8 protein-coding genes, 3 tRNA genes and 5 rRNA genes are annotated in these 22,609 nt (G+C 45.5%); 15 read left to right on the forward strand and 1 reads right to left on the reverse strand.

Annotation, left to right across the window (positions count from 1 at the left end; genetic code table 11):
* The first annotated feature begins 17 nt into the window (after nt 1-17).
* From dusB to purD, 5 genes are all read left to right on the forward strand, one after another.
* On the forward strand, nt 18-986 hold the full coding sequence (dusB, locus tag E2K93_RS10055; RefSeq protein WP_135438975.1) for a tRNA dihydrouridine synthase DusB: 969 nt from the start codon (nt 18-20) through the stop codon (nt 984-986).
* A gap of 17 nt (nt 987-1,003) precedes the next feature.
* Nucleotides 1,004-1,291 carry a DNA-binding transcriptional regulator Fis gene (gene fis, locus E2K93_RS10060; protein ID WP_135438976.1) on the forward strand — a complete coding sequence of 96 codons (288 nt, stop codon included), beginning with the start codon at nt 1,004-1,006 and terminating at the stop codon, nt 1,289-1,291.
* Nucleotides 1,292-1,508: 217 nt separating this feature from the next.
* Nucleotides 1,509-3,095: a bifunctional phosphoribosylaminoimidazolecarboxamide formyltransferase/IMP cyclohydrolase gene (purH, locus tag E2K93_RS10065; RefSeq protein WP_135438977.1), complete on the forward strand. Its 1,587-nt coding sequence runs from the start codon at nt 1,509-1,511 to the stop codon at nt 3,093-3,095.
* 136 nt (nt 3,096-3,231) lie between these two features.
* The gene (locus E2K93_RS10070) at nt 3,232-4,044 is read left to right on the forward strand and encodes a class I SAM-dependent methyltransferase (protein ID WP_135438978.1); all 813 of its coding nucleotides are present in this window, start codon (nt 3,232-3,234) and stop codon (nt 4,042-4,044) included.
* A gap of 29 nt (nt 4,045-4,073) precedes the next feature.
* Nucleotides 4,074-5,357 carry a phosphoribosylamine--glycine ligase gene (purD, locus tag E2K93_RS10075; protein WP_135438979.1) on the forward strand — a complete coding sequence of 428 codons (1,284 nt, stop codon included), beginning with the start codon at nt 4,074-4,076 and terminating at the stop codon, nt 5,355-5,357.
* Nucleotides 5,358-5,420: 63 nt separating this feature from the next.
* Here purD and E2K93_RS10080 read toward each other — a convergent pair whose 3' ends face one another.
* On the reverse strand, nt 5,421-5,873 hold the full coding sequence (locus E2K93_RS10080; protein ID WP_135438980.1) for an RNA recognition motif domain-containing protein: 453 nt from the start codon (nt 5,871-5,873) through the stop codon (nt 5,421-5,423).
* 719 nt (nt 5,874-6,592) lie between these two features.
* Between E2K93_RS10080 and E2K93_RS10085 the strand changes: the two genes are divergently transcribed.
* The 10 genes from E2K93_RS10085 to E2K93_RS10130 all read left to right on the forward strand — a co-directional run bounded on the left by E2K93_RS10085 (nt 6,593) and on the right by E2K93_RS10130 (nt 22,576).
* Nucleotides 6,593-8,134, forward strand: a 16S ribosomal RNA gene (locus tag E2K93_RS10085).
* 79 nt (nt 8,135-8,213) lie between these two features.
* Nucleotides 8,214-8,289, forward strand: a tRNA-Ala gene (locus E2K93_RS10090).
* Nucleotides 8,290-8,308: 19 nt separating this feature from the next.
* A tRNA-Ile gene (locus tag E2K93_RS10095) sits at nt 8,309-8,385 on the forward strand.
* A 371-nt stretch (nt 8,386-8,756) separates the two neighbouring features.
* Nucleotides 8,757-11,643, forward strand: a 23S ribosomal RNA gene (locus tag E2K93_RS10100).
* Nucleotides 11,644-11,756: 113 nt separating this feature from the next.
* Nucleotides 11,757-11,871 (forward strand): 5S ribosomal RNA (gene rrf / locus E2K93_RS10105).
* The 16S, 23S and 5S rRNA genes sit together here with 3 tRNA genes alongside, the layout of an rRNA operon.
* 11 nt (nt 11,872-11,882) lie before the next feature.
* Nucleotides 11,883-11,967: transfer RNA gene (locus tag E2K93_RS10110), tRNA-Tyr, on the forward strand.
* 795 nt (nt 11,968-12,762) lie between these two features.
* On the forward strand, nt 12,763-13,884 hold the full coding sequence (locus E2K93_RS10115) for an efflux RND transporter periplasmic adaptor subunit (protein WP_135438981.1): 1,122 nt from the start codon (nt 12,763-12,765) through the stop codon (nt 13,882-13,884).
* 4 nt (nt 13,885-13,888) lie between these two features.
* On the forward strand, nt 13,889-17,023 hold the full coding sequence (locus tag E2K93_RS10120) for an efflux RND transporter permease subunit (RefSeq protein ID WP_135438982.1): 3,135 nt from the start codon (nt 13,889-13,891) through the stop codon (nt 17,021-17,023).
* A 708-nt stretch (nt 17,024-17,731) separates the two neighbouring features.
* Nucleotides 17,732-19,273 (forward strand): 16S ribosomal RNA (locus tag E2K93_RS10125).
* Nucleotides 19,274-19,689: 416 nt separating this feature from the next.
* Nucleotides 19,690-22,576 (forward strand): 23S ribosomal RNA (locus E2K93_RS10130).
* Nucleotides 22,577-22,609: the final 33 nt, after the last annotated feature.

The following is a 22,609-nucleotide window of genomic DNA, read 5'->3' on the forward strand; positions in this document are numbered from 1 at the left end:
GCTCAAAAAAGCATCACGTGAACATTGGTCCTTATCAGTTAGACAGTAATGTCATACTCGCTCCTATGGCAGGTATTACAGATAAACCGTTTCGACAATTATGTTGTCGACTTGGTGCTGGCATGGCTGTCGGTGAAATGTTGTCTTCTAATCCTCAGGTTTGGAAGTCAGGCAAGTCAATGAAGCGAATGGAGCACAGTGATGAAGCAGGTATCCGCTCAGTGCAAATCGCCGGTTCTGAACCGAATGATATGGCCTTTGCGGCAAAATACAACGCTGAAAATGGCGCCCAAATTATTGATATAAATATGGGTTGTCCGGCTAAGAAAGTGAATAAAAAACTAGCTGGCTCGGCATTGTTAAAAGCACCTGAACAGGTTGAACAGATTGTTAAAGCCGTTGTTAACGCGGTCGACATTCCGGTCACTCTGAAAATTCGTACTGGCTGGTGTGAAAACAGTCGAAATGGCGTTGAGATTGCCAAGATCGCCGAACTGAACGGTATTCAAGCGTTAGCTGTTCATGGTCGTACCCGTTGTGACTTTTATAAAGGGGAAGCGGAATACGACACGATCAAAGCAATCAAACAGGCCATTGACATTCCTGTGATAGCTAATGGTGACATTACAGGCCCTGATAAGGCCAAGCAGGTATTGGAATATACTGGTGCAGACGCGGTCATGATTGGTCGAGCTGCGCAAGGAAGACCATGGATTTTCAGAGAGATAAACCATTATCTCGCAACAGGTGATTATTTACCTGCAGCAGCCATTGAGGAAGTAAGAAATATCTTATTGTCTCATGTAGCAGAGCTACACAATTTTTACGGCGAGTTTATGGGTACGCGCATAGCCCGAAAACACGTCTCCTGGTATTTGCAAACGCATGATCAGGGTAAGCAATTTCGTTCTACATTTAATGCATTAGAACTGCCAGAGCAGCAATTAACCGCATTGAATGTATTTTTTGATAATTTAACTAATTAAAAAAGAGTCTGAACTTTATGTTTGAACAAAATATTACTTCTCCATTTGTTATCGGTGACCTACAAACTCAGACCAAGGCATCACCTTTACGTACCCAAGCTAAAGTAGCCATTAAAAACTACTTATCACAATTAAATGGCAACGATGTAGACGATATGTACGAATTAGTATTATCAGAAATCGAAGCGCCAATGCTTGAAGAAGTAATGCAGTACACTCGAGGCAATCAAACCCGTGCTGCAAACTTACTTGGCATTAACCGTGGCACTCTTCGCAAGAAGCTTAAAAAATACGGTATGAACTAATCACTGGCAGGTTTGCCTGCCAAAAAGCACCTACGGGTGCTTTTTTATTTCCAAGGACGGAATGTATACAAAATTTACAGGGATGAGTTTGTTGTGTTAGGTATCCAAAAAATTACAAGGGTACAACGAGCCGAACAATAATTAATAAACCGCTCACAACATAGCTTGATTAAAGATTTATTAATTACATTGCATATTGAAAAGGTAAACATTGACTATGGAAACTCCACGTCCAATTAGAAGAGCTTTACTGAGCGTATCTGACAAAACAGGTATCGTAGAGTTCGCAACTGCGCTGGCCGCACAAGGTGTAGACATCTTGTCAACCGGTGGTACTGCAAAGCTTTTGGCTGAAAACGGTATCAAAGTGACAGAAGTATCTGACTACACTGGTCACCCAGAAATCATGGATGGTCGTGTTAAAACGCTACACCCTAAAGTTCATGGCGGCATCTTGGCTCGTCGTGAAATGGATGAAGCGGTAATGGCTGACAATAACATTTCAGCTATTGATATTGTGGTTGTTAACCTATACCCATTCGCTAAGACTGTTGCTAACCAAGATTGTACTCTTGAAGATGCTGTAGAGAACATCGATATTGGTGGTCCAACTATGGTTCGTGCAGCAGCTAAAAATCACAAAGATGTGACCATTGTTGTTAATGCATCAGACTACGATCGTGTATTGACTGAAATGTCGCAAAACGGTGGTTCACTGACTCATCAAACACGTTTTGATTTAGCAATCGCTGCTTTTGAACACACTGCTAGCTACGATGGCATGATCGCCAATTACTTCGGTAAGATGTTGCCAGCCTATGCTGATGAAGACAAATCAGTGTCTGAATTCCCTCGTACATTCAACAGCCAGTTTATTAAAAAGCAAGACCTTCGTTACGGTGAAAACTCTCACCAGAAAGCGGCCTTTTATGTTGAACAAGAAGCTGAAGAAGCATCTGTATCTACGGCGACTCAAGTACAAGGTAAAGCACTTTCATACAACAATATCGCTGACACTGATGCCGCGCTTGAGTGTGTGAAAGAATTCGATAAGCCAGCTTGTGTTATTGTTAAGCACGCTAACCCATGTGGTGTGGCGTTAGGTGATAACATTCTTGAAGCCTACGAAAAAGCCTTTAAGACAGACCCTACATCAGCGTTTGGTGGCATTATCGCTTTTAACCAAGAGCTAGATGCTGACACTGCTGAAGCAATCGTTTCTCGTCAATTTGTTGAAGTTATTATTGCCCCGGTTGTGTCTGAAGCCGCTAAGCAAATTGTTGCAGCTAAGCCAAATGTTCGTTTATTAGAATGTGGCCAATGGCAGAGTAAGACCACTGGTTTTGAGCTTAAGCGTGTTAACGATGGCTTGTTAGTTCAAGATCGTGACCAAGGCATGGTTGGTTTAGATGATTTGAAAGTGGTGACTAAGCGTCAACCGACCGACGAAGAAATGAGCGACCTATTGTTCTGCTGGAAAGTTGCTAAATTTGTTAAATCAAATGCAATTGTTTACGCCAAAGGTGATATGACTATTGGTGTTGGTGCAGGTCAAATGAGCCGTGTTTATTCAGCAAAAATTGCTGGTATCAAGGCCGCTGATGAAAACCTACAAGTTGCGGGTTCGGTTATGGCATCAGACGCATTCTTCCCATTCCGTGACGGTTTAGATGCCGCCGCTGAAGCAGGAATCACTGCGGTTATTCAACCTGGTGGCTCAATGCGTGATGAAGAAGTTATTGCTGCAGCTGACGAGCATGGTATTGCCATGGTCTTCACTGGTATGCGTCACTTCCGTCACTAGACAACCAATTGCAGCGACACTGAATATTCGGTGTCGCTGACTATTTCACTGCAATCAAAGTTTCTTTAATGTCTGTTTATCTGTTATAACTAATTGTTAATTTTTGGTTAATCAGTAAATAAGTTTGGAGAAAACCATGAAACTAAAAACATTACTTGCAAGCGTCATTCTTTCAACCACTGCCATCGCTCACGCTGATGACGCGGTAGAGTTGTCTGCATTAGATAAAGCCATTGCGAGTGAGCATCGCAGCGATAAAAATAAAGCTCGCGATCAATATCGTCATCCAGCAGAAACCTTAAAGTTTTTTGGTTTCCGCTCTGACATGACTGTAGTAGAAATAGCACCAGGCGGTGGCTGGTATACCGAAATCCTTGCCCCAGCGTTAAAAGGCACAGGTAAATTATACGGTGCTCATTACCCTGATACAGGTAAAGATGACTATTACAGTAAGTCTCGCCGTAAGTTAGAAGCCAAGCTAAAAGCCGATGAGATTTTTAGTGAAGTGATGCTTACCGATTTCACACCGCGCGTAGAGAGCGAGTTAGCTCCTGCTGGCAGTGCTGATTTAGTACTGACTTTCCGTAATTTGCACAACTGGCGTGTTGAAGGTGTTCGTCAAATATTTAAGGACAGCTTCAAAGCATTAAAGCCAGGTGGTGTAGTCGGTGTCGTTGAACATCGTATGCCAGAGTCGCAAGACTTGGAAAAGAACTCTAAAAGCGGTTATTTCCCACAGCAGTTGACGATTGATTTAGCCATAGAAGCTGGTTTTGAACTAGCAGAAAGCAGCGAAATCAACGCCAACCCTAAAGATACAGCTGATCATCCAAAAGGCGTATGGACTTTACCTCCATCATTACGTTTGGGTGAAAAGGACAAAGCAAAGTATCTAGCGATTGGTGAAAGTGACCGTATGACTTTGAAATTTGTAAAGCCTGCAAAATAGCAGGCTGACTCAGGAAACATAAAAAGTTTATGAACGTATTAGTAATTGGTGGTGGTGGCCGTGAACACGCTTTGGCGTGGAAAGCCGCTCAATCATCCTCAGTAGAGAAAGTATTTGTTGCTCCTGGTAATGCTGGTACAGCATTGGAAAACAAACTACACAATGTGGCGATTTCAGTAGGTGATATTCAAGGCCTAGTTGAATTTGCTAAAAGTAACGATGTAGCGCTGACTATTGTTGGCCCAGAGCAACCATTGGTTGACGGTGTTGTTGATGCTTTTCAAGCCGATGGTTTAACCATTTTTGGTCCAAGTGCAAAAGCGGCACAACTTGAAGGTTCGAAATCGTTTACTAAAGATTTCTTAGCCCGTCATAATATTCCAACCGCTGCTTACCAGAACTTTACTGAAATTGATCCTGCAATTGCTTATGTTCGTGAGCAAGGTGCGCCTATTGTTGTTAAAGCTGACGGCTTAGCCGCTGGTAAAGGCGTTATCGTCGCAATGACATTAGCCGAAGCTGAAGATGCGATTAAAGACATGTTGGCAGGCAACGCCTTTGGTGATGCCGGTCATCGTGTCGTTATCGAAGAGTTTCTTGAAGGTGAAGAAGCCAGCTTTATTGTTATGGTCGATGGCAAAAACGTATTACCGTTTGCGACTAGCCAAGATCACAAACGTGCATACAACAATGATGAAGGTCCAAACACCGGTGGAATGGGAGCGTATTCTCCTGCACCCGTGGTGACTAAAGAAATTCATGACCGTATTATGAATGAGGTTATCATGCCGACTGTTGAAGGTATGGCTAAGGAAGATGCACCTTATTCTGGTTTCCTATACGCTGGCTTAATGATCAGCGCCGATGGTACGCCAAAAGTTATTGAATATAACTGTCGCTTTGGTGATCCAGAAACTCAGCCTATTATGATGCGTATGCAGTCGGATTTGGTTGAGCTATGTATCGCTGCTGCTAATGGTGAGCTTGCTGGTAAAGAAATCGCTTTTGATCCGCGAGCTGCGGTAGGCGTTGTTCTAGCTGCGGGTGGTTACCCAGGTAGTTATAACAAGGGTGATGTGATTTCTGGTCTTGATGTTAATACCTTAACTGATCGTAAAACGTTTCATGCCGGTACGGCTGACAAAGACGGTAATGTGGTTACCGCTGGCGGTCGAGTGTTATGTGCAACTGCATTAGGTGAAAGTGTGACTACGGCGCAAAAGGCGGCCTATGAGTTACTTAACCAAATCAGTTGGGATGGTGTTGAATTTAGAACAGATATTGCCTATCGAGCGATTGCCCGAGAACAATAACGTTTTTCATCATCAATAAAAAAAAGCGGCTAATAAGCCGCTTTTTTGTTTTCTATATTAGCCTTAGCCACGTTGTGGGCTTGGCTCAGGTCGCTCTTTTGCTTCCCTTACTTTTAATGTACGTTGTTGAAACTCAGTATCGTTTAATGAGCTAATTGCCTTACCTGCGTCTGCTGCTGAAATTTCAACAAAACCAAAACCACGTCTTTTGCCGGTTTGTTTATCTTTCATTAAACGCACAGAATGAACGAGACCGTATTCAGAAAACAAGCTTCTTACTGTCGCTTCATTAGCGCGATATGGAAGGTTGCCAACATACAGTGTCTTTATGTCTTTTACTTCAGCTTTTTCACCAGCCATCGCTTTAATAATTAGCGGCGCCAAAATGGCACCGATAAATAAGCCGATAGCGACAGAGCTCTGATCAACAGCAGATGAAACAGAGGCGGCGAAATAGCCTATAACGGTGATAGCGGTTGCGACGAACGCAGAAGTTAATGCTAGAGGAGATTTCATGGTACTTACCTGATTGTTATTTTATTATTTTATCTAATCAATTCCTATGTTAACCAGATTTTAACAAACTTCAATGCATATTGATTAAAAAGTGTTTAAAAACAGCTCGCTAACTCCCGTTGTAGAGCAATTTAAGCTAAAGGCACGTCAATTAACCGGCTTCAACCTAGTGTTACGCCTAAATTCTATCGTTTTTTGTTATTAAATCGTCTTATTAAAGCAAATGTGCTGATTAAATGAGCGAACAGTCGATTTTATTCATCTTTTTTCATTTTAGCTGTTGACGGCAGCTCAAAAATCCCTAAAATGCGCCTCCACTTCCACAGGGGAATGCGCCAAACGGCGAGCATCCAGTAGAAGTTAGATTTGACCTTGTGAATGCGCAAACGCGGCAATTACAAACGACAACAAATTATTTTGAAATTTTTTAAATTAATCGGTTGACTTCAAATCTGGGATGGGTAAAATGCACATCCTGCTTCGGGCAAGCCCAGAAGCAACAAGCACTAGCGAATGCGTCTAATGCTTAATTCTTTAACAATTAGTTATCATGCAATTTGTGTGAGCACTCACAAGATAAGATGGTTTTACCATTAAGTCTTTTTAAGACTTTACTTGATGAGTTCTCATGCAAACGACAATTTATGTCAAAAATGTTTTTCGAAAGAGGAACAGCAACAGAATTCATTGAGTCGAAACATTTGTTTCAAACAACTTTTTAATTGAAGAGTTTGATCATGGCTCAGATTGAACGCTGGCGGCAGGCTTAACACATGCAAGTCGAGCGGAAACGAAGAGTAGCTTGCTACTCTGGCGTCGAGCGGCGGACGGGTGAGTAATGCTTGGGAATATGCCTTGAGGTGGGGGACAACAGTTGGAAACGACTGCTAATACCGCATAATGTCTACGGACCAAAGGAGGGGATCTTCGGACCTTTCGCCTTTAGATTAGCCCAAGTGAGATTAGTTAGTTGGTGGGGTAATGGCCTACCAAGACGACGATCTCTAGCTGGTTTGAGAGGATGATCAGCCACACTGGGACTGAGACACGGCCCAGACTCCTACGGGAGGCAGCAGTGGGGAATATTGCACAATGGGGGAAACCCTGATGCAGCCATGCCGCGTGTGTGAAGAAGGCCTTCGGGTTGTAAAGCACTTTCAGTCGTGAGGAAAGGTAAGTAGTTAATAACTGCTTACTGTGACGTTAGCGACAGAAGAAGCACCGGCTAACTCCGTGCCAGCAGCCGCGGTAATACGGAGGGTGCGAGCGTTAATCGGAATTACTGGGCGTAAAGCGTGCGTAGGCGGTTTGTTAAGCGAGATGTGAAAGCCCAGGGCTCAACCTTGGAACTGCATTTCGAACTGGCAGGCTAGAGTATTGTAGAGGGTGGTGGAATTTCCAGTGTAGCGGTGAAATGCGTAGAGATTGGAAGGAACATCAGTGGCGAAGGCGGCCACCTGGACAAATACTGACGCTGAGGCACGAAAGCGTGGGGAGCAAACAGGATTAGATACCCTGGTAGTCCACGCCGTAAACGATGTCAACTAGCTGTCTGTAGACTTGATCTGTGGGTAGCGCAGCTAACGCGCTAAGTTGACCGCCTGGGGAGTACGGCCGCAAGGTTAAAACTCAAATGAATTGACGGGGGCCCGCACAAGCGGTGGAGCATGTGGTTTAATTCGATGCAACGCGAAGAACCTTACCATCCCTTGACATCCAGAGAACTTACTAGAGATAGTTTGGTGCCTTCGGGAACTCTGAGACAGGTGCTGCATGGCTGTCGTCAGCTCGTGTTGTGAAATGTTGGGTTAAGTCCCGCAACGAGCGCAACCCCTATCCTTATTTGCCAGCGCTTCGGGCGGGAACTCTAAGGAGACTGCCGGTGATAAACCGGAGGAAGGTGGGGACGACGTCAAGTCATCATGGCCCTTACGGGATGGGCTACACACGTGCTACAATGGCAGATACAGAGGGCAGCAAGACCGCGAGGTGGAGCGAATCCCACAAAGTTTGTCGTAGTCCGGATCGGAGTCTGCAACTCGACTCCGTGAAGTCGGAATCGCTAGTAATCGTGGATCAGAATGCCACGGTGAATACGTTCCCGGGCCTTGTACACACCGCCCGTCACACCATGGGAGTGGGTTGCAAAAGAAGTAGCTAGCTTAACCTTCGGGAGAGCGGTTACCACTTTGTGATTCATGACTGGGGTGAAGTCGTAACAAGGTAACCCTAGGGGAACCTGGGGTTGGATCACCTCCTTACCTTAAGTAAAACACTTACTTGTCGAGTGTTCACACAAATTGCATCGATAACGAATTAGAAGAGAAGTATCTCAGTAGTGGGGCTATAGCTCAGCTGGGAGAGCGCCTGCCTTGCACGCAGGAGGTCAGCAGTTCGATCCTGCTTAGCTCCACCATTTACTGAACCAAAACAGTAGGTCTGTAGCTCAGCTGGTTAGAGCGCACCCCTGATAAGGGTGAGGTCGGTAGTTCAAGTCTACTCAGACCTACCAATTTTGCACTTCTCTGAAAACTCAAACATAAGCGGTAACGTTTATGTTTGAGTTTTTTAACTCTCTGTTCTTTAACAATTTGGAAAGCTGATATTAAACCCGGTAACTTATGCTTGCGACCTCCAATCGTAAGCGCTGAATAAGTTACCACGATAAACAACTTGTTGTTTATCAACCGAAACGTGTTAAAGCGTTTCAAATTATAACTAACACTATTCGTTGTGTTAGTTGTTCTTACTCAAGGCTCAAATGGCAACATTTGAGTTTGATAACGTAAGTTATCAACATTCTTATTGAATGCGTGAAAATGTCAGACATACATTTGGTCTTGGTTTTGTCACCAAGGCACTCGAAACTTTTTGGGGTTGTATGGTTAAGTGACTAAGCGTATGTGGTGGATGCCTTGGCAGTTAGAGGCGATGAAGGACGTGTTAATCTGCGAAAAGCCCAGTTAAGCCGATAAAAGGCGTTATAGGCTGGGATGTCCGAATGGGGAAACCCACCCAACGTAAGTTGGGTATCGTTAAGTGAATACATAGCTTAACGAGGCGAACCGGGAGAACTGAAACATCTAAGTACCCCGAGGAAAAGAAATCAACCGAGATTTCCTTAGTAGCGGCGAGCGAACGGGAATTAGCCCTTAAGCGGTTTGTAAGTTAGTGGAATGCTCTGGAAAGGGCAGCGATACAGGGTGATAGCCCCGTACATGAAAACGAACTTACCGTGAAATCGAGTAGGACGGAACACGTGAAATTCTGTCTGAATATGGGGGGACCATCCTCCAAGGCTAAATACTCCTAACTGACCGATAGTGAACCAGTACCGTGAGGGAAAGGCGAAAAGAACCCCTGTGAGGGGAGTGAAATAGAACCTGAAACCGCATACGTACAAGCAGTGGAAGCCCTTCGGGGTGACTGCGTACCTTTTGTATAATGGGTCAGCGACTTATGTTCTGTAGCAAGGTTAACCGATTAGGGGAGCCGTAGCGAAAGCGAGTGTTAACTGCGCGTTTAGTTGCAGGGCATAGACCCGAAACCCGGCGATCTACCCATGGGCAGGTTGAAGGTTGAGTAACATCAACTGGAGGACCGAACACACGTATGTTGAAAAATGCGGTGATGACCTGTGGGTCGGAGTGAAAGGCTAATCAAGCCGGGAGATAGCTGGTTCTCCCCGAAATCTATTTAGGTAGAGCCTCGGACGAACACCATTGGGGGTAGAGCACTGTTAAGGCTAGGGGGTCATCCCGACTTACCAACCCTTTGCAAACTCCGAATACCAATGAGTGCTATCCGGGAGACACACTTAGGGTGCTAACGTCCTAAGTGGAAAGGGAAACAACCCAGACCGCCAGCTAAGGTCCCAAAGTCTATGTTAAGTGGGAAACGATGTGGAAAGGCCCAGACAGCTAGGAGGTTGGCTTAGAAGCAGCCACCCTTTAAAGAAAGCGTAATAGCTCACTAGTCGAGTCGGTCTGCGCGGAAGATGTAACGGGGCTAAACATAGCACCGAAGCTGCGGATTTGAACGTAAGTTCAAGTGGTAGGGGAGCGTTCTGTAAGCCGTTGAAGGTGTGTTGTAAAGCATGCTGGAGGTATCAGAAGTGCGAATGCTGACATGAGTAACGATAAGGGGAGTGAAAAACTCCCCCGCCGAAAGACCAAGGTTTCCTGTCCCATGTTAATCAGGGCAGGGTAAGTCGGCCCCTAAGGCGAGACCGAAAGGTGTAGTCGATGGGAAACAGATTAATATTTCTGTACTTCTATATATTGCGAAGGAGGGACGGAGCAGGCTAAGCAAGCATGGCGTTGGTAGTCCATGTGAAAGTATGTAGGCTGGAAATTTAGGTAAATCCGGATTTCCTTAAGGCTGAGATACGAGACGAGACTCTACGGAGTTGAAGTTGTTGATGCCATACTTCCAGGAAAAGCTTCTAAGCATCAGATATATAGGAACCGTACCCCAAACCGACACAGGTGGTTAGGTAGAGAATACTAAGGCGCTTGAGAGAACTCGGGTGAAGGAACTAGGCAAAATAGTACCGTAACTTCGGGAGAAGGTACGCCGGCTAGGGTGATGAGACTTGCTCTCTAAGCCTCGGTCGGTCGAAGTAACCAGGTGGCTGGAACTGTTTATTAAAAACACAGCACTGTGCTAAATCGTAAGATGACGTATACGGTGTGACGCCTGCCCGGTGCCGGAAGGTTAATTGATTGGGTTAGCGTAAGCGAAGCTCATGATCGAAGCCCCGGTAAACGGCGGCCGTAACTATAACGGTCCTAAGGTAGCGAAATTCCTTGTCGGGTAAGTTCCGACCTGCACGAATGGCGTAATCATGGCCACACTGTCTCCACCCGAGACTCAGTGAAATTGAAATTGCGGTTAAGATGCCGTATACCCGCGGCTAGACGGAAAGACCCCGTGAACCTTTACTATAGCTTGACAGTGAACATTGCTCCTACATGTGTAGGATAGGTGGGAGGCTTTGAAACTTGGACGCCAGTTTGAGTGGAGCCAATCTTGAAATACCACCCTTGTATGCGTGATGTTCTAACCTGGGGCCCTGATCGGGCTTGGGGACACTGTCTGGTGGGTAGTTTGACTGGGGCGGTCTCCTCCCAAAGAGTAACGGAGGAGCACGAAGGTTGGCTAAGTATGGTCGGACATCATACGGTTAGTGCAATGGCATAAGCCAGCTTAACTGCGAGACAGACACGTCGAGCAGGTACGAAAGTAGGTCATAGTGATCCGGTGGTTCTGAATGGAAGGGCCATCGCTCAACGGATAAAAGGTACTCCGGGGATAACAGGCTGATACCGCCCAAGAGTTCATATCGACGGCGGTGTTTGGCACCTCGATGTCGGCTCATCACATCCTGGGGCTGAAGTCGGTCCCAAGGGTATGGCTGTTCGCCATTTAAAGTGGTACGCGAGCTGGGTTTAGAACGTCGTGAGACAGTTCGGTCCCTATCTGCCGTGGGCGTTTGAGAATTGAAGAGGGCTGCTCCTAGTACGAGAGGACCGGAGTGGACGAACCTCTGGTGTTCGGGTTGTCATGCCAATGGCATTGCCCGGTAGCTATGTTCGGAACTGATAACCGCTGAAAGCATCTAAGCGGGAAGCAGGCTTTGAGATGAGTTCTCACTGGGATTTTAAGTCCCCTAAAGGGTCGTCGGAGACTACGACGTTGATAGGTCAGGTGTGTAAGGGTTGTGAGGCCTTGAGCTAACTGATACTAATTGCCCGTGAGGCTTAACCATACAACACCCAAACGGTTTTGTATGTGTTTGACACTAGTGCATCCGTGCACGTCACGCATCGTAAGAATTGAGTAAGAATTTAATATCACTTTCAAATTGTTTAACGTTTTTTGTCTGGCGACAATAGCGCTTTGGAACCACCTGATCCCATGCCGAACTCAGAAGTGAAACGAAGTAGCGCCGATGGTAGTGTGGGAGTTCCCATGTGAGAGTAGGTCATCGCCAGGCTTCCAATTTTTGGAGGGGTTCCCGAGTGGCCAAAGGGATCAGACTGTAAATCTGACGGCTCCGCCTTCGGTGGTTCGAATCCACCTCCCTCCACCACGTTTAAGAAAGCTCGCTATTATAGCGGGCTTTTGTGGTTTTAGAGCATGTGGATGAGAACCATAGGTTCAACCAAATTGTCTGGAGCAATTTGGCACGTACGAAGTACAACCTTAAGGTTTAAATGCATGGAGGCATTTAGTAATCCACCTCCCTCCACCACGTTTAAGAAAGCCCGCTATTGCAGCGGGCTTTTGTGGTTTTAGAGCATGTGGATGAGAACCATAGGTTCAACCAAATTGTCTGGAGCAATTTGGCACGTACGAAGTACAACCTTGAGGTTTAAATGCATGGAGGCATTTAGTAATCCACCTCCCTCCACCACGATTAAGAAAGCCCGCTATTACAGCGGGCTTTTGTGGTTTTAGGCTCTTAATAATTTGTATCCCTCCACCACGTTTAAGAAAGCCCGCTATTACAGCGGGCTTTTGTGGTTTTAGGCTTTTAATAATTTGTCTCCCTCCAGCACGTTTAAGACAGCCCGCTATTGCAGCGGGCTTTTTTGGTTTTAGGCTTTTAAGAATTTGTCTCCCTCCAGCACGTTTAAGACAGCCCGCTATTACAGTGGGCTTTTGCGCTTTTATAATCTAAAAATCATTCTATTGCGCATTTACAAAGACTTAACACGCTTCTTTTTAGATAAAAATTTGTGAATTTACTTACATTTCCTATCCTTTAATAAGTGTTAATAATCATCAGCACTATCAAGTTAATTGGGCTTTCATCATGTCGACGTAATGTATTCAATCAAATCGAAGCTCGATTGCATCTATTCACTAACTAGGAGATTGGACTATGTTTAGTTCAGTATCTGTCGCCATTAAGTCTTTATTGATCTTATGGTTGCTCTTTTCTTTTGGTTGCAAGGACTCTCAACAAGGACCAGGGACTACGCCACCACCTTCGGTAACTGTTATTGAGGTTGGCAAATCGAATGTTAAGCGATCGGTGACCTACAACGGTCGAGTTGAAGCGGTTGATGCGGTAGAGCTTACCGCAAGGGTTCAAGGGTTTTTATTGGAGAGGCTGAAAAGTGAGGGTGCCCAAGTTGAAGCCGGTGAATTGCTGTTTGTTATCGAAAAAGACAGTTATATCGCAGAGGTAGAACGAGTTAAAGGCGCGCTTGAAAAACTTCGAGGTGCGCGTCGACTAGCACAAATCGAACGAGACAGAAGAGCAAAACTGGTAAAAACTAAAGCCATTTCTCAAGAGCAACTTGATATTGCTGAAGCAAACCTTATAGAAGTTAACGGTGAGATCACTTCACAAAAAGCAGCATTACGCACCGCTGAATTAAATCTTAGTTATACCGATGTTAAAGCGCCTATTAGTGGCAAAATAGGTTTATCCCCATACTCTGTAGGTGATTTTGTTGGTCCATCTTCAAAAGCACTGTCCACGGTTGTCAGTCAAGATCCTTCTTACGTTACGTTTCCAATTACACAAAGAGAATTAATGACCCATTCAAGTGCCAAAACTGGTATCACGCCTGAGCAAATCGAGGTACGAGTAAAAATGGCAGACGGAAGTTATTATCAACGAATTGGTAAGTTAGACTTTATTGACGTCGTTGCGGATCCAACAACAGATACGTTATTAGTGCGTGCAAAGTTTGATAATCCCGATGGTGTCTTAGTGCATCAACAACTGGTAAATGTTGAGTTGCAAGAACAAAACCCGAGAACCGAAATTACCGTACCGCAGTCCGCGGTGCAATTTGATCAACAAGGTCGTTATGTGCTGTTAGTTGATGATGAAAATAAAGTCGTCGTGCAGCGCATTGAAGCGGGAGCCACGATACAAGGTAAAGTGGTTATTAAAAATGGTCTTCAAGAAGGGCAAAAAGTAATAACCTTAGGTGTGCAAAAAGTAAGACCGGGAGTCGTTGTAAATCCTAATATAGCTTCAGCGGAGTAGAAAGATGATTTCTGACATTTTTATTGATCGACCGCGATTCGCTATTGTTATTTCCTTGGTGATTTCAATCGCAGGTGTCATTTCTTTACAAGCGCTACCTGTTGCTCAATTTCCCGATATTGTTCCACCTCAAGTTGAGGTAACTGCGTTTTACCCCGGGGCTAGTGCTGAAGTCGTCGAAGAAACCGTAGCGCAAACCATTGAATCAAAAGTGGTTGGCGTATCCAACATGTTGTATATGAAGTCGACGAGCAGTAGTGATGGTAGCTATACAATGTTGGGATCATTCGCTGTTGGTACCGACGCTGACATAAACACAGTAAATACCAAAAACAAAGTCGATCTGGCCGAGGCACAATTGCCATCTGAAGTGCAGCGTAACGGTGTAAACGTAAAGAAAAAGTCATCAGCATTGATGCAAATGGTGGCTATAAACTCTCCTGACGAAAGCTTTGATACGTTATTTCTAAGTAACTATGCCAATATAAACCTACTTGATAACCTAAAACGCGTGCCTGGTGTCGGTGATGTTTACCTATATGGTATAGATTACAGCATGAGGATTTGGTTAGATTCAGATAAATTAACCAGCTACAAGCTTACCATTGCCGAAGTTGTTGCTTCTTTACAGTCGCAAAACTTACAAGCTGCCGTCGGTCGTATAGGTGCCCAACCTATGACAGATGATCAGGATTTCCAGTTAAATATTCAAACCACAGGCCGACTAACCGATGCAGAACAATTTGATAATGTCGTTGTAAGAGCAAACAACGATGGCTCGTTTGTGCGCATAAAAGATATAGGCCATGCCGAATTAGGTGGTAAATCTTTAGATGCTTATGGTCGCTTTCAAGGTGGGGCAACCGCTGTTTTAGGCATTTATCAAGCACCGGGAGCTAATGCAATCGCGGCTTCAGAAGCGGTAAAACAAGTTATGGAGCAAGCTGCTGAAAGTTTCCCGCAAGGAATGGATTACACCATCACTTACGATACAACTCGTTTTGTCGAGGAGAGTATTGAATCTGTTCAGCACACACTGGTTGAAGCATTAGGTTTAGTCGTTATCGTTGTCTATCTGTTTCTTGGTAATTTAAGAGCGACGATTATTCCCATCATTGCGGTGCCGGTATCAATTTTAGGCGCGTTTGTCGTTATGCTGGCCTTCGGGTTTACTGCTAATACAGTGTCTTTACTCGCCTTAGTGGTTGCCATTGGTATTGTTGTTGATGATGCCATTATTGTTGTTGAAAACGTAGAAGCAGTAATGGAAAAAGATCCAAGTTTAAGTCCAGCTGAGGCGGCAAAAATTGCCATGAAAGAAATTACTGGGCCAATCATTGCGATCACCGCTGTATTACTCGCGGTATTTGTACCGGTTGCCTTTATACCTGGCATTTCTGGATTGATGTTTCAGCAATTTGCCGTTGCCGTGTCTGGCTCTATGGTTATCTCGGCTATTAACGCTCTGACATTAAGTCCCGCATTATGTGCGTTATTCCTAAAACCATCGCATGGCCCATCAAAGGGTTTGATAAAATATGTATTTTCTGGAATAGATAAAGCGCGAGATGGATATGTATCGGTTGTTAAGCGATTAGTACGTGTGTCGATATTTAGTATCCCAGCCATCATTGCTATCTTCTTTGGCTTAACCACAATAACCAATAATGTACCGAGTGGCTTTTTACCTGATGAAGATCAAGGCGCATTTATGGTTGAAATCCAGTTACCTGAGGGCTCTTCGGTCAATCGCACAGATAGCGTTGTACGCCAAGCCGGCCAAGTGGCGATGGAAACTGAAGGTGTCAAAGAAGTAACTGAAGTCGTTGGTTTTAGTTTGATAGATAACATAGTTAAATCCAACGCTGGTTTTTTAGTGGTGGTGTTAGACCCATTTGATCAACGTGAAGATGAGTCATTGGATGCTCACCAATTGATCGCTAAATTGGGTGGGCAATTTGCGACGATACAAAACGCCAATGTATTTCCTTTTAACTTACCGCCTATTATGGGCCTAGGTACCGGTTCGGGTTTTGAATATCAGCTGCAAGATTTGCAAGGTAAGAGTCCTGCTGATTTAGCTGCGCTTGGTCGCAGCATGATGATTAATGCCAATCAAAATGAACAGCTACAAGGTGTGTTCACGACATTCTCTGCCAATACACCGCAAATATATTTAGATATAGATAGAAGCAAAGCGCAAACCTTGGGGGTAGAAATTAGTGACGTATTCTTAACCCTGCAAGCTATGCTTGGTAGTTACTATGTTAATGACTTTAATTTGTTTGGCCGCACTTGGCAGGTAAACCTACAAGGCCAAATGGAAGATCGAAACGAAATTGAAGACATATTTAGATTGCACGTCAAAAACCGTAGCGGTGAAATGGTGCCAGTGCGCTCGGTAGCTGAACCTGAAATGATATTGCGTCCTCAATACGTGATGCGCTACAACAACAACCGCAGTTTAACCATGATGGGAGGACCAGCCCCAGGTTATGCATCGGGTGATGCGCTAGATGCAATGGAGGAAGTTTCCGAACAAACGCTACCGCCTGGCTATGGTTTTGAATGGACATCAACAGCATTACAGGAAAAACAAGCAGCAGGACAAACGGCGCCAATCTTGGCGGCAGCTTTGTTATTCGTTTATTTATTCTTAGTAGCTCTTTATGAAAGCTGGAGCATTCCAGTCGGTGTAATCCTATCCGTCTCTGTTGGATTACTAGGTGCGATGTTTACTTTACTAATCACTGGTCTTGAGCTTAACCTTTATGCGCAAATCGGCATCGTCGTGCTTATAGCACTTTCCGCTAAGAATGGCATACTCATAGTAGAGTTCGCCAAGGAGCAGCGAGAAAAAGGAGTCCCTATAGTTGATGCTGCTGTCGAAGGTGCTCGGTTACGTTTTCGTGCGGTTATGATGACCAGCTTTGCCTTTATTGCAGGTTTATTACCGCTAGTGGTTGCTTCTGGTGCAGGTATGCTAAGTCGCAATGGTGTAGGCACGGCGGTTTTTGGTGGTATGATTGCCGCTTCAACTGTCGGCATTTTATTAATTCCCCCTTTATATGTTGTTATTCAACGGTTTAGGGAAAAGGTTAAAGGTGATACTGTGCCTGAGCCTGAAAAAACGAATTAAAAACATATAAATACACGTCTTTATTAACTTACTGAAAAGGCGTGATTTTGTATATTTCTTATCAGTGAGTCTTAATGTTAAATTATGTTGCTAATTAATAGAGTTTAGTTAGCAATTTAATCAGTTCTTAAGGCAAGTGACTGAGTTTCTTTGGCAAACAACTGTTGCACTGTAACCTCTTTAAATTAGCTAGTATTTAACCAATGCAACTCTGTGTAGAGCCTTATTTATAGGGTTTTGTACAAGAACTGAGCGAAAAAACACTAAATTCAAATTATTTCAAAAAAACTGTTGACCTTATCTGAAAAATCCCTAAAATGCGCATCCACTTCAACGGCAAAGGCCAACGGGGTGTTTTGATACGTTTAGTTAAGCGATTGTTTCTCTAAACGGCCAACAAAACTTTTGAAAATAAATTCAAAAAAATGTTGACATCAAAACTGAGTTGCGTAGAATGCGCATCTCGTTTCGGGCAAGACCTGAAGCAACAAGCACTAGCGAATGCGACTACTGCTTAGTTCTTTAACAATTAGTTATCATGCAATTTGTGTGAGCACTCACAAGATAAGATGGTTTTACCATTAAGTCTTTTTTAAGACTTTACTTGATGAGTTCTCATGCAAACGACAATTTATGTCAAAAATGTTTTTCGAAAGAGAAACAGCAACAGAATTCATTGAGTCGAAACATTTGTTTCAAACAACTTTTTAATTGAAGAGTTTGATCATGGCTCAGATTGAACGCTGGCGGCAGGCTTAACACATGCAAGTCGAGCGGAAACGAAGAGTAGCTTGCTACTCTGGCGTCGAGCGGCGGACGGGTGAGTAATGCTTGGGAATATGCCTTGAGGTGGGGGACAACAGTTGGAAACGACTGCTAATACCGCATAATGTCTACGGACCAAAGGAGGGGATCTTCGGACCTTTCGCCTTTAGATTAGCCCAAGTGAGATTAGTTAGTTGGTGGGGTAATGGCCTACCAAGACGACGATCTCTAGCTGGTTTGAGAGGATGATCAGCCACACTGGGACTGAGACACGGCCCAGACTCCTACGGGAGGCAGCAGTGGGGAATATTGCACAATGGGGGAAACCCTGATGCAGCCATGCCGCGTGTGTGAAGAAGGCCTTCGGGTTGTAAAGCACTTTCAGTCGTGAGGAAAGGTAAGTAGTTAATAACTGCTTACTGTGACGTTAGCGACAGAAGAAGCACCGGCTAACTCCGTGCCAGCAGCCGCGGTAATACGGAGGGTGCGAGCGTTAATCGGAATTACTGGGCGTAAAGCGTGCGTAGGCGGTTTGTTAAGCGAGATGTGAAAGCCCAGGGCTCAACCTTGGAACTGCATTTCGAACTGGCAGGCTAGAGTATTGTAGAGGGTGGTGGAATTTCCAGTGTAGCGGTGAAATGCGTAGAGATTGGAAGGAACATCAGTGGCGAAGGCGGCCACCTGGACAAATACTGACGCTGAGGCACGAAAGCGTGGGGAGCAAACAGGATTAGATACCCTGGTAGTCCACGCCGTAAACGATGTCAACTAGCTGTCTGTAGACTTGATCTGTGGGTAGCGTAGCTAACGCGCTAAGTTGACCGCCTGGGGAGTACGGCCGCAAGGTTAAAACTCAAATGAATTGACGGGGGCCCGCACAAGCGGTGGAGCATGTGGTTTAATTCGATGCAACGCGAAGAACCTTACCATCCCTTGACATCCAGAGAACTTACTAGAGATAGTTTGGTGCCTTCGGGAACTCTGAGACAGGTGCTGCATGGCTGTCGTCAGCTCGTGTTGTGAAATGTTGGGTTAAGTCCCGCAACGAGCGCAACCCCTATCCTTATTTGCCAGCGCTTCGGGCGGGAACTCTAAGGAGACTGCCGGTGATAAACCGGAGGAAGGTGGGGACGACGTCAAGTCATCATGGCCCTTACGGGATGGGCTACACACGTGCTACAATGGCAGATACAGAGGGCAGCAAGACCGCGAGGTGGAGCGAATCCCACAAAGTTTGTCGTAGTCCGGATCGGAGTCTGCAACTCGACTCCGTGAAGTCGGAATCGCTAGTAATCGTGGATCAGAATGCCACGGTGAATACGTTCCCGGGCCTTGTACACACCGCCCGTCACACCATGGGAGTGGGTTGCAAAAGAAGTAGCTAGCTTAACCTTCGGGAGAGCGGTTACCACTTTGTGATTCATGACTGGGGTGAAGTCGTAACAAGGTAACCCTAGGGGAACCTGGGGTTGGATCACCTCCTTACCTTAAGTAAAACGCTTACTTGTTGAGTGTTCACACAAATTACATGATAACAATTGAATAGAATGAGAATTCTAAGATAAACGCTGTTTATCTTAGAGTTTTTAACTCACTGTTCTTTAACAATTTGGAAAGCTGATATTAAACCCGGTAACTTATGCTTGCGACCTCCAATCGTAAGCGCTGAATAAGTTACCACGATAAACAACTTGTTGTTTATCAATCGAAACGTGTTAAAGCGTTTCAAATTATAACTAACACTATTCGTTGTGTTAGTTGTTCTTACTCAAGGCTCAAATGGCAACATTTGAGTTTGATAACGTAAGTTATCAACATTCTTATTGAATGCGTGAAAATGTCAGACATACATTTGGTCTTGGTTTTGTCACCAAGGCACTCGAAACTTTTTGGGGTTGTATGGTTAAGTGACTAAGCGTATGTGGTGGATGCCTTGGCAGTTAGAGGCGATGAAGGACGTGTTAATCTGCGAAAAGCCCAGTTAAGCCGATAAAAGGCGTTATAGGCTGGGATGTCCGAATGGGGAAACCCACCCGTCGTAAGGCGGGTATCGTTAAGTGAATACATAGCTTAACGAGGCGAACCGGGAGAACTGAAACATCTAAGTACCCCGAGGAAAAGAAATCAACCGAGATTTCCTTAGTAGCGGCGAGCGAACGGGAATTAGCCCTTAAGCGGTTTGTAAGTTAGTGGAATGCTCTGGAAAGGGCAGCGATACAGGGTGATAGCCCCGTACATGAAAATAAACTTACCGTGAAATCGAGTAGGACGGAACACGTGAAATTCTGTCTGAATATGGGGGGACCATCCTCCAAGGCTAAATACTCCTAACTGACCGATAGTGAACCAGTACCGTGAGGGAAAGGCGAAAAGAACCCCTGTGAGGGGAGTGAAATAGAACCTGAAACCGCATACGTACAAGCAGTGGAAGCCCTTCGGGGTGACTGCGTACCTTTTGTATAATGGGTCAGCGACTTATGTTCTGTAGCAAGGTTAACCGATTAGGGGAGCCGTAGCGAAAGCGAGTGTTAACTGCGCGTTTAGTTGCAGGGCATAGACCCGAAACCCGGCGATCTACCCATGGGCAGGTTGAAGGTTGAGTAACATCAACTGGAGGACCGAACACACGTATGTTGAAAAATGCGGTGATGACCTGTGGGTCGGAGTGAAAGGCTAATCAAGCCGGGAGATAGCTGGTTCTCCCCGAAATCTATTTAGGTAGAGCCTCGGACGAACACCATTGGGGGTAGAGCACTGTTAAGGCTAGGGGGTCATCCCGACTTACCAACCCTTTGCAAACTCCGAATACCAATGAGTGCTATCCGGGAGACACACTTAGGGTGCTAACGTCCTAAGTGGAAAGGGAAACAACCCAGACCGCCAGCTAAGGTCCCAAAGTCTATGTTAAGTGGGAAACGATGTGGAAAGGCCCAGACAGCTAGGAGGTTGGCTTAGAAGCAGCCACCCTTTAAAGAAAGCGTAATAGCTCACTAGTCGAGTCGGTCTGCGCGGAAGATGTAACGGGGCTAAACATAGCACCGAAGCTGCGGATTTGAACGTAAGTTCAAGTGGTAGGGGAGCGTTCTGTAAGCCGTTGAAGGTGTGTTGTAAAGCATGCTGGAGGTATCAGAAGTGCGAATGCTGACATGAGTAACGATAAGGGGAGTGAAAAACTCCCCCGCCGAAAGACCAAGGTTTCCTGTCCCATGTTAATCAGGGCAGGGTAAGTCGGCCCCTAAGGCGAGACCGAAAGGTGTAGTCGATGGGAAACAGATTAATATTTCTGTACTTCTATATATTGCGAAGGAGGGACGGAGCAGGCTAAGCAAGCATGGCGTTGGTAGTCCATGTGAAAGTATGTAGGCTGGAAATTTAGGTAAATCCGGATTTCCTTAAGGCTGAGATACGAGACGAGACTCTACGGAGTTGAAGTTGTTGATGCCATACTTCCAGGAAAAGCTTCTAAGCATCAGATATATAGGAACCGTACCCCAAACCGACACAGGTGGTTAGGTAGAGAATACTAAGGCGCTTGAGAGAACTCGGGTGAAGGAACTAGGCAAAATAGTACCGTAACTTCGGGAGAAGGTACGCCGGCTAGGGTGATGAGACTTGCTCTCTAAGCCTCGGTCGGTCGAAGTAACCAGGTGGCTGGAACTGTTTATTAAAAACACAGCACTGTGCTAAATCGTAAGATGACGTATACGGTGTGACGCCTGCCCGGTGCCGGAAGGTTAATTGATTGGGTTAGCGTAAGCGAAGCTCATGATCGAAGCCCCGGTAAACGGCGGCCGTAACTATAACGGTCCTAAGGTAGCGAAATTCCTTGTCGGGTAAGTTCCGACCTGCACGAATGGCGTAATCATGGCCACACTGTCTCCACCCGAGACTCAGTGAAATTGAAATTGCGGTTAAGATGCCGTATACCCGCGGCTAGACGGAAAGACCCCGTGAACCTTTACTATAGCTTGACAGTGAACATTGCTCCTACATGTGTAGGATAGGTGGGAGGCTTTGAAACTTGGACGCCAGTTTGAGTGGAGCCAATCTTGAAATACCACCCTTGTATGCGTGATGTTCTAACCTGGGGCCCTGATCGGGCTTGGGGACACTGTCTGGTGGGTAGTTTGACTGGGGCGGTCTCCTCCCAAAGAGTAACGGAGGAGCACGAAGGTTGGCTAAGTATGGTCGGACATCATACGGTTAGTGCAATGGCATAAGCCAGCTTAACTGCGAGACAGACACGTCGAGCAGGTACGAAAGTAGGTCATAGTGATCCGGTGGTTCTGAATGGAAGGGCCATCGCTCAACGGATAAAAGGTACTCCGGGGATAACAGGCTGATACCGCCCAAGAGTTCATATCGACGGCGGTGTTTGGCACCTCGATGTCGGCTCATCACATCCTGGGGCTGAAGTCGGTCCCAAGGGTATGGCTGTTCGCCATTTAAAGTGGTACGCGAGCTGGGTTTAGAACGTCGTGAGACAGTTCGGTCCCTATCTGCCGTGGGCGTTTGAGAATTGAAGAGGGCTGCTCCTAGTACGAGAGGACCGGAGTGGACGAACCTCTGGTGTTCGGGTTGTCATGCCAATGGCATTGCCCGGTAGCTATGTTCGGAACTGATAACCGCTGAAAGCATCTAAGCGGGAAGCAGGCTTTGAGATGAGTTCTCACTGGGACTTTAAGTCCCCTAAAGGGTCGTTGGAGACTACAACGTTGATAGGTCAGGTGTGTAAGGGTTGTGAGGCCTTGAGCTAACTGATACTAATTGCCCGTGAGGCTTAACCATACAACACCCAAACGGTTTTGTATGTGTTTGATG

The sequence above is a fragment of the Thalassotalea sp. HSM 43 genome (assembly GCF_004752005.1).
GTDB lineage: Bacteria > Pseudomonadota > Gammaproteobacteria > Enterobacterales > Alteromonadaceae > Thalassotalea_A.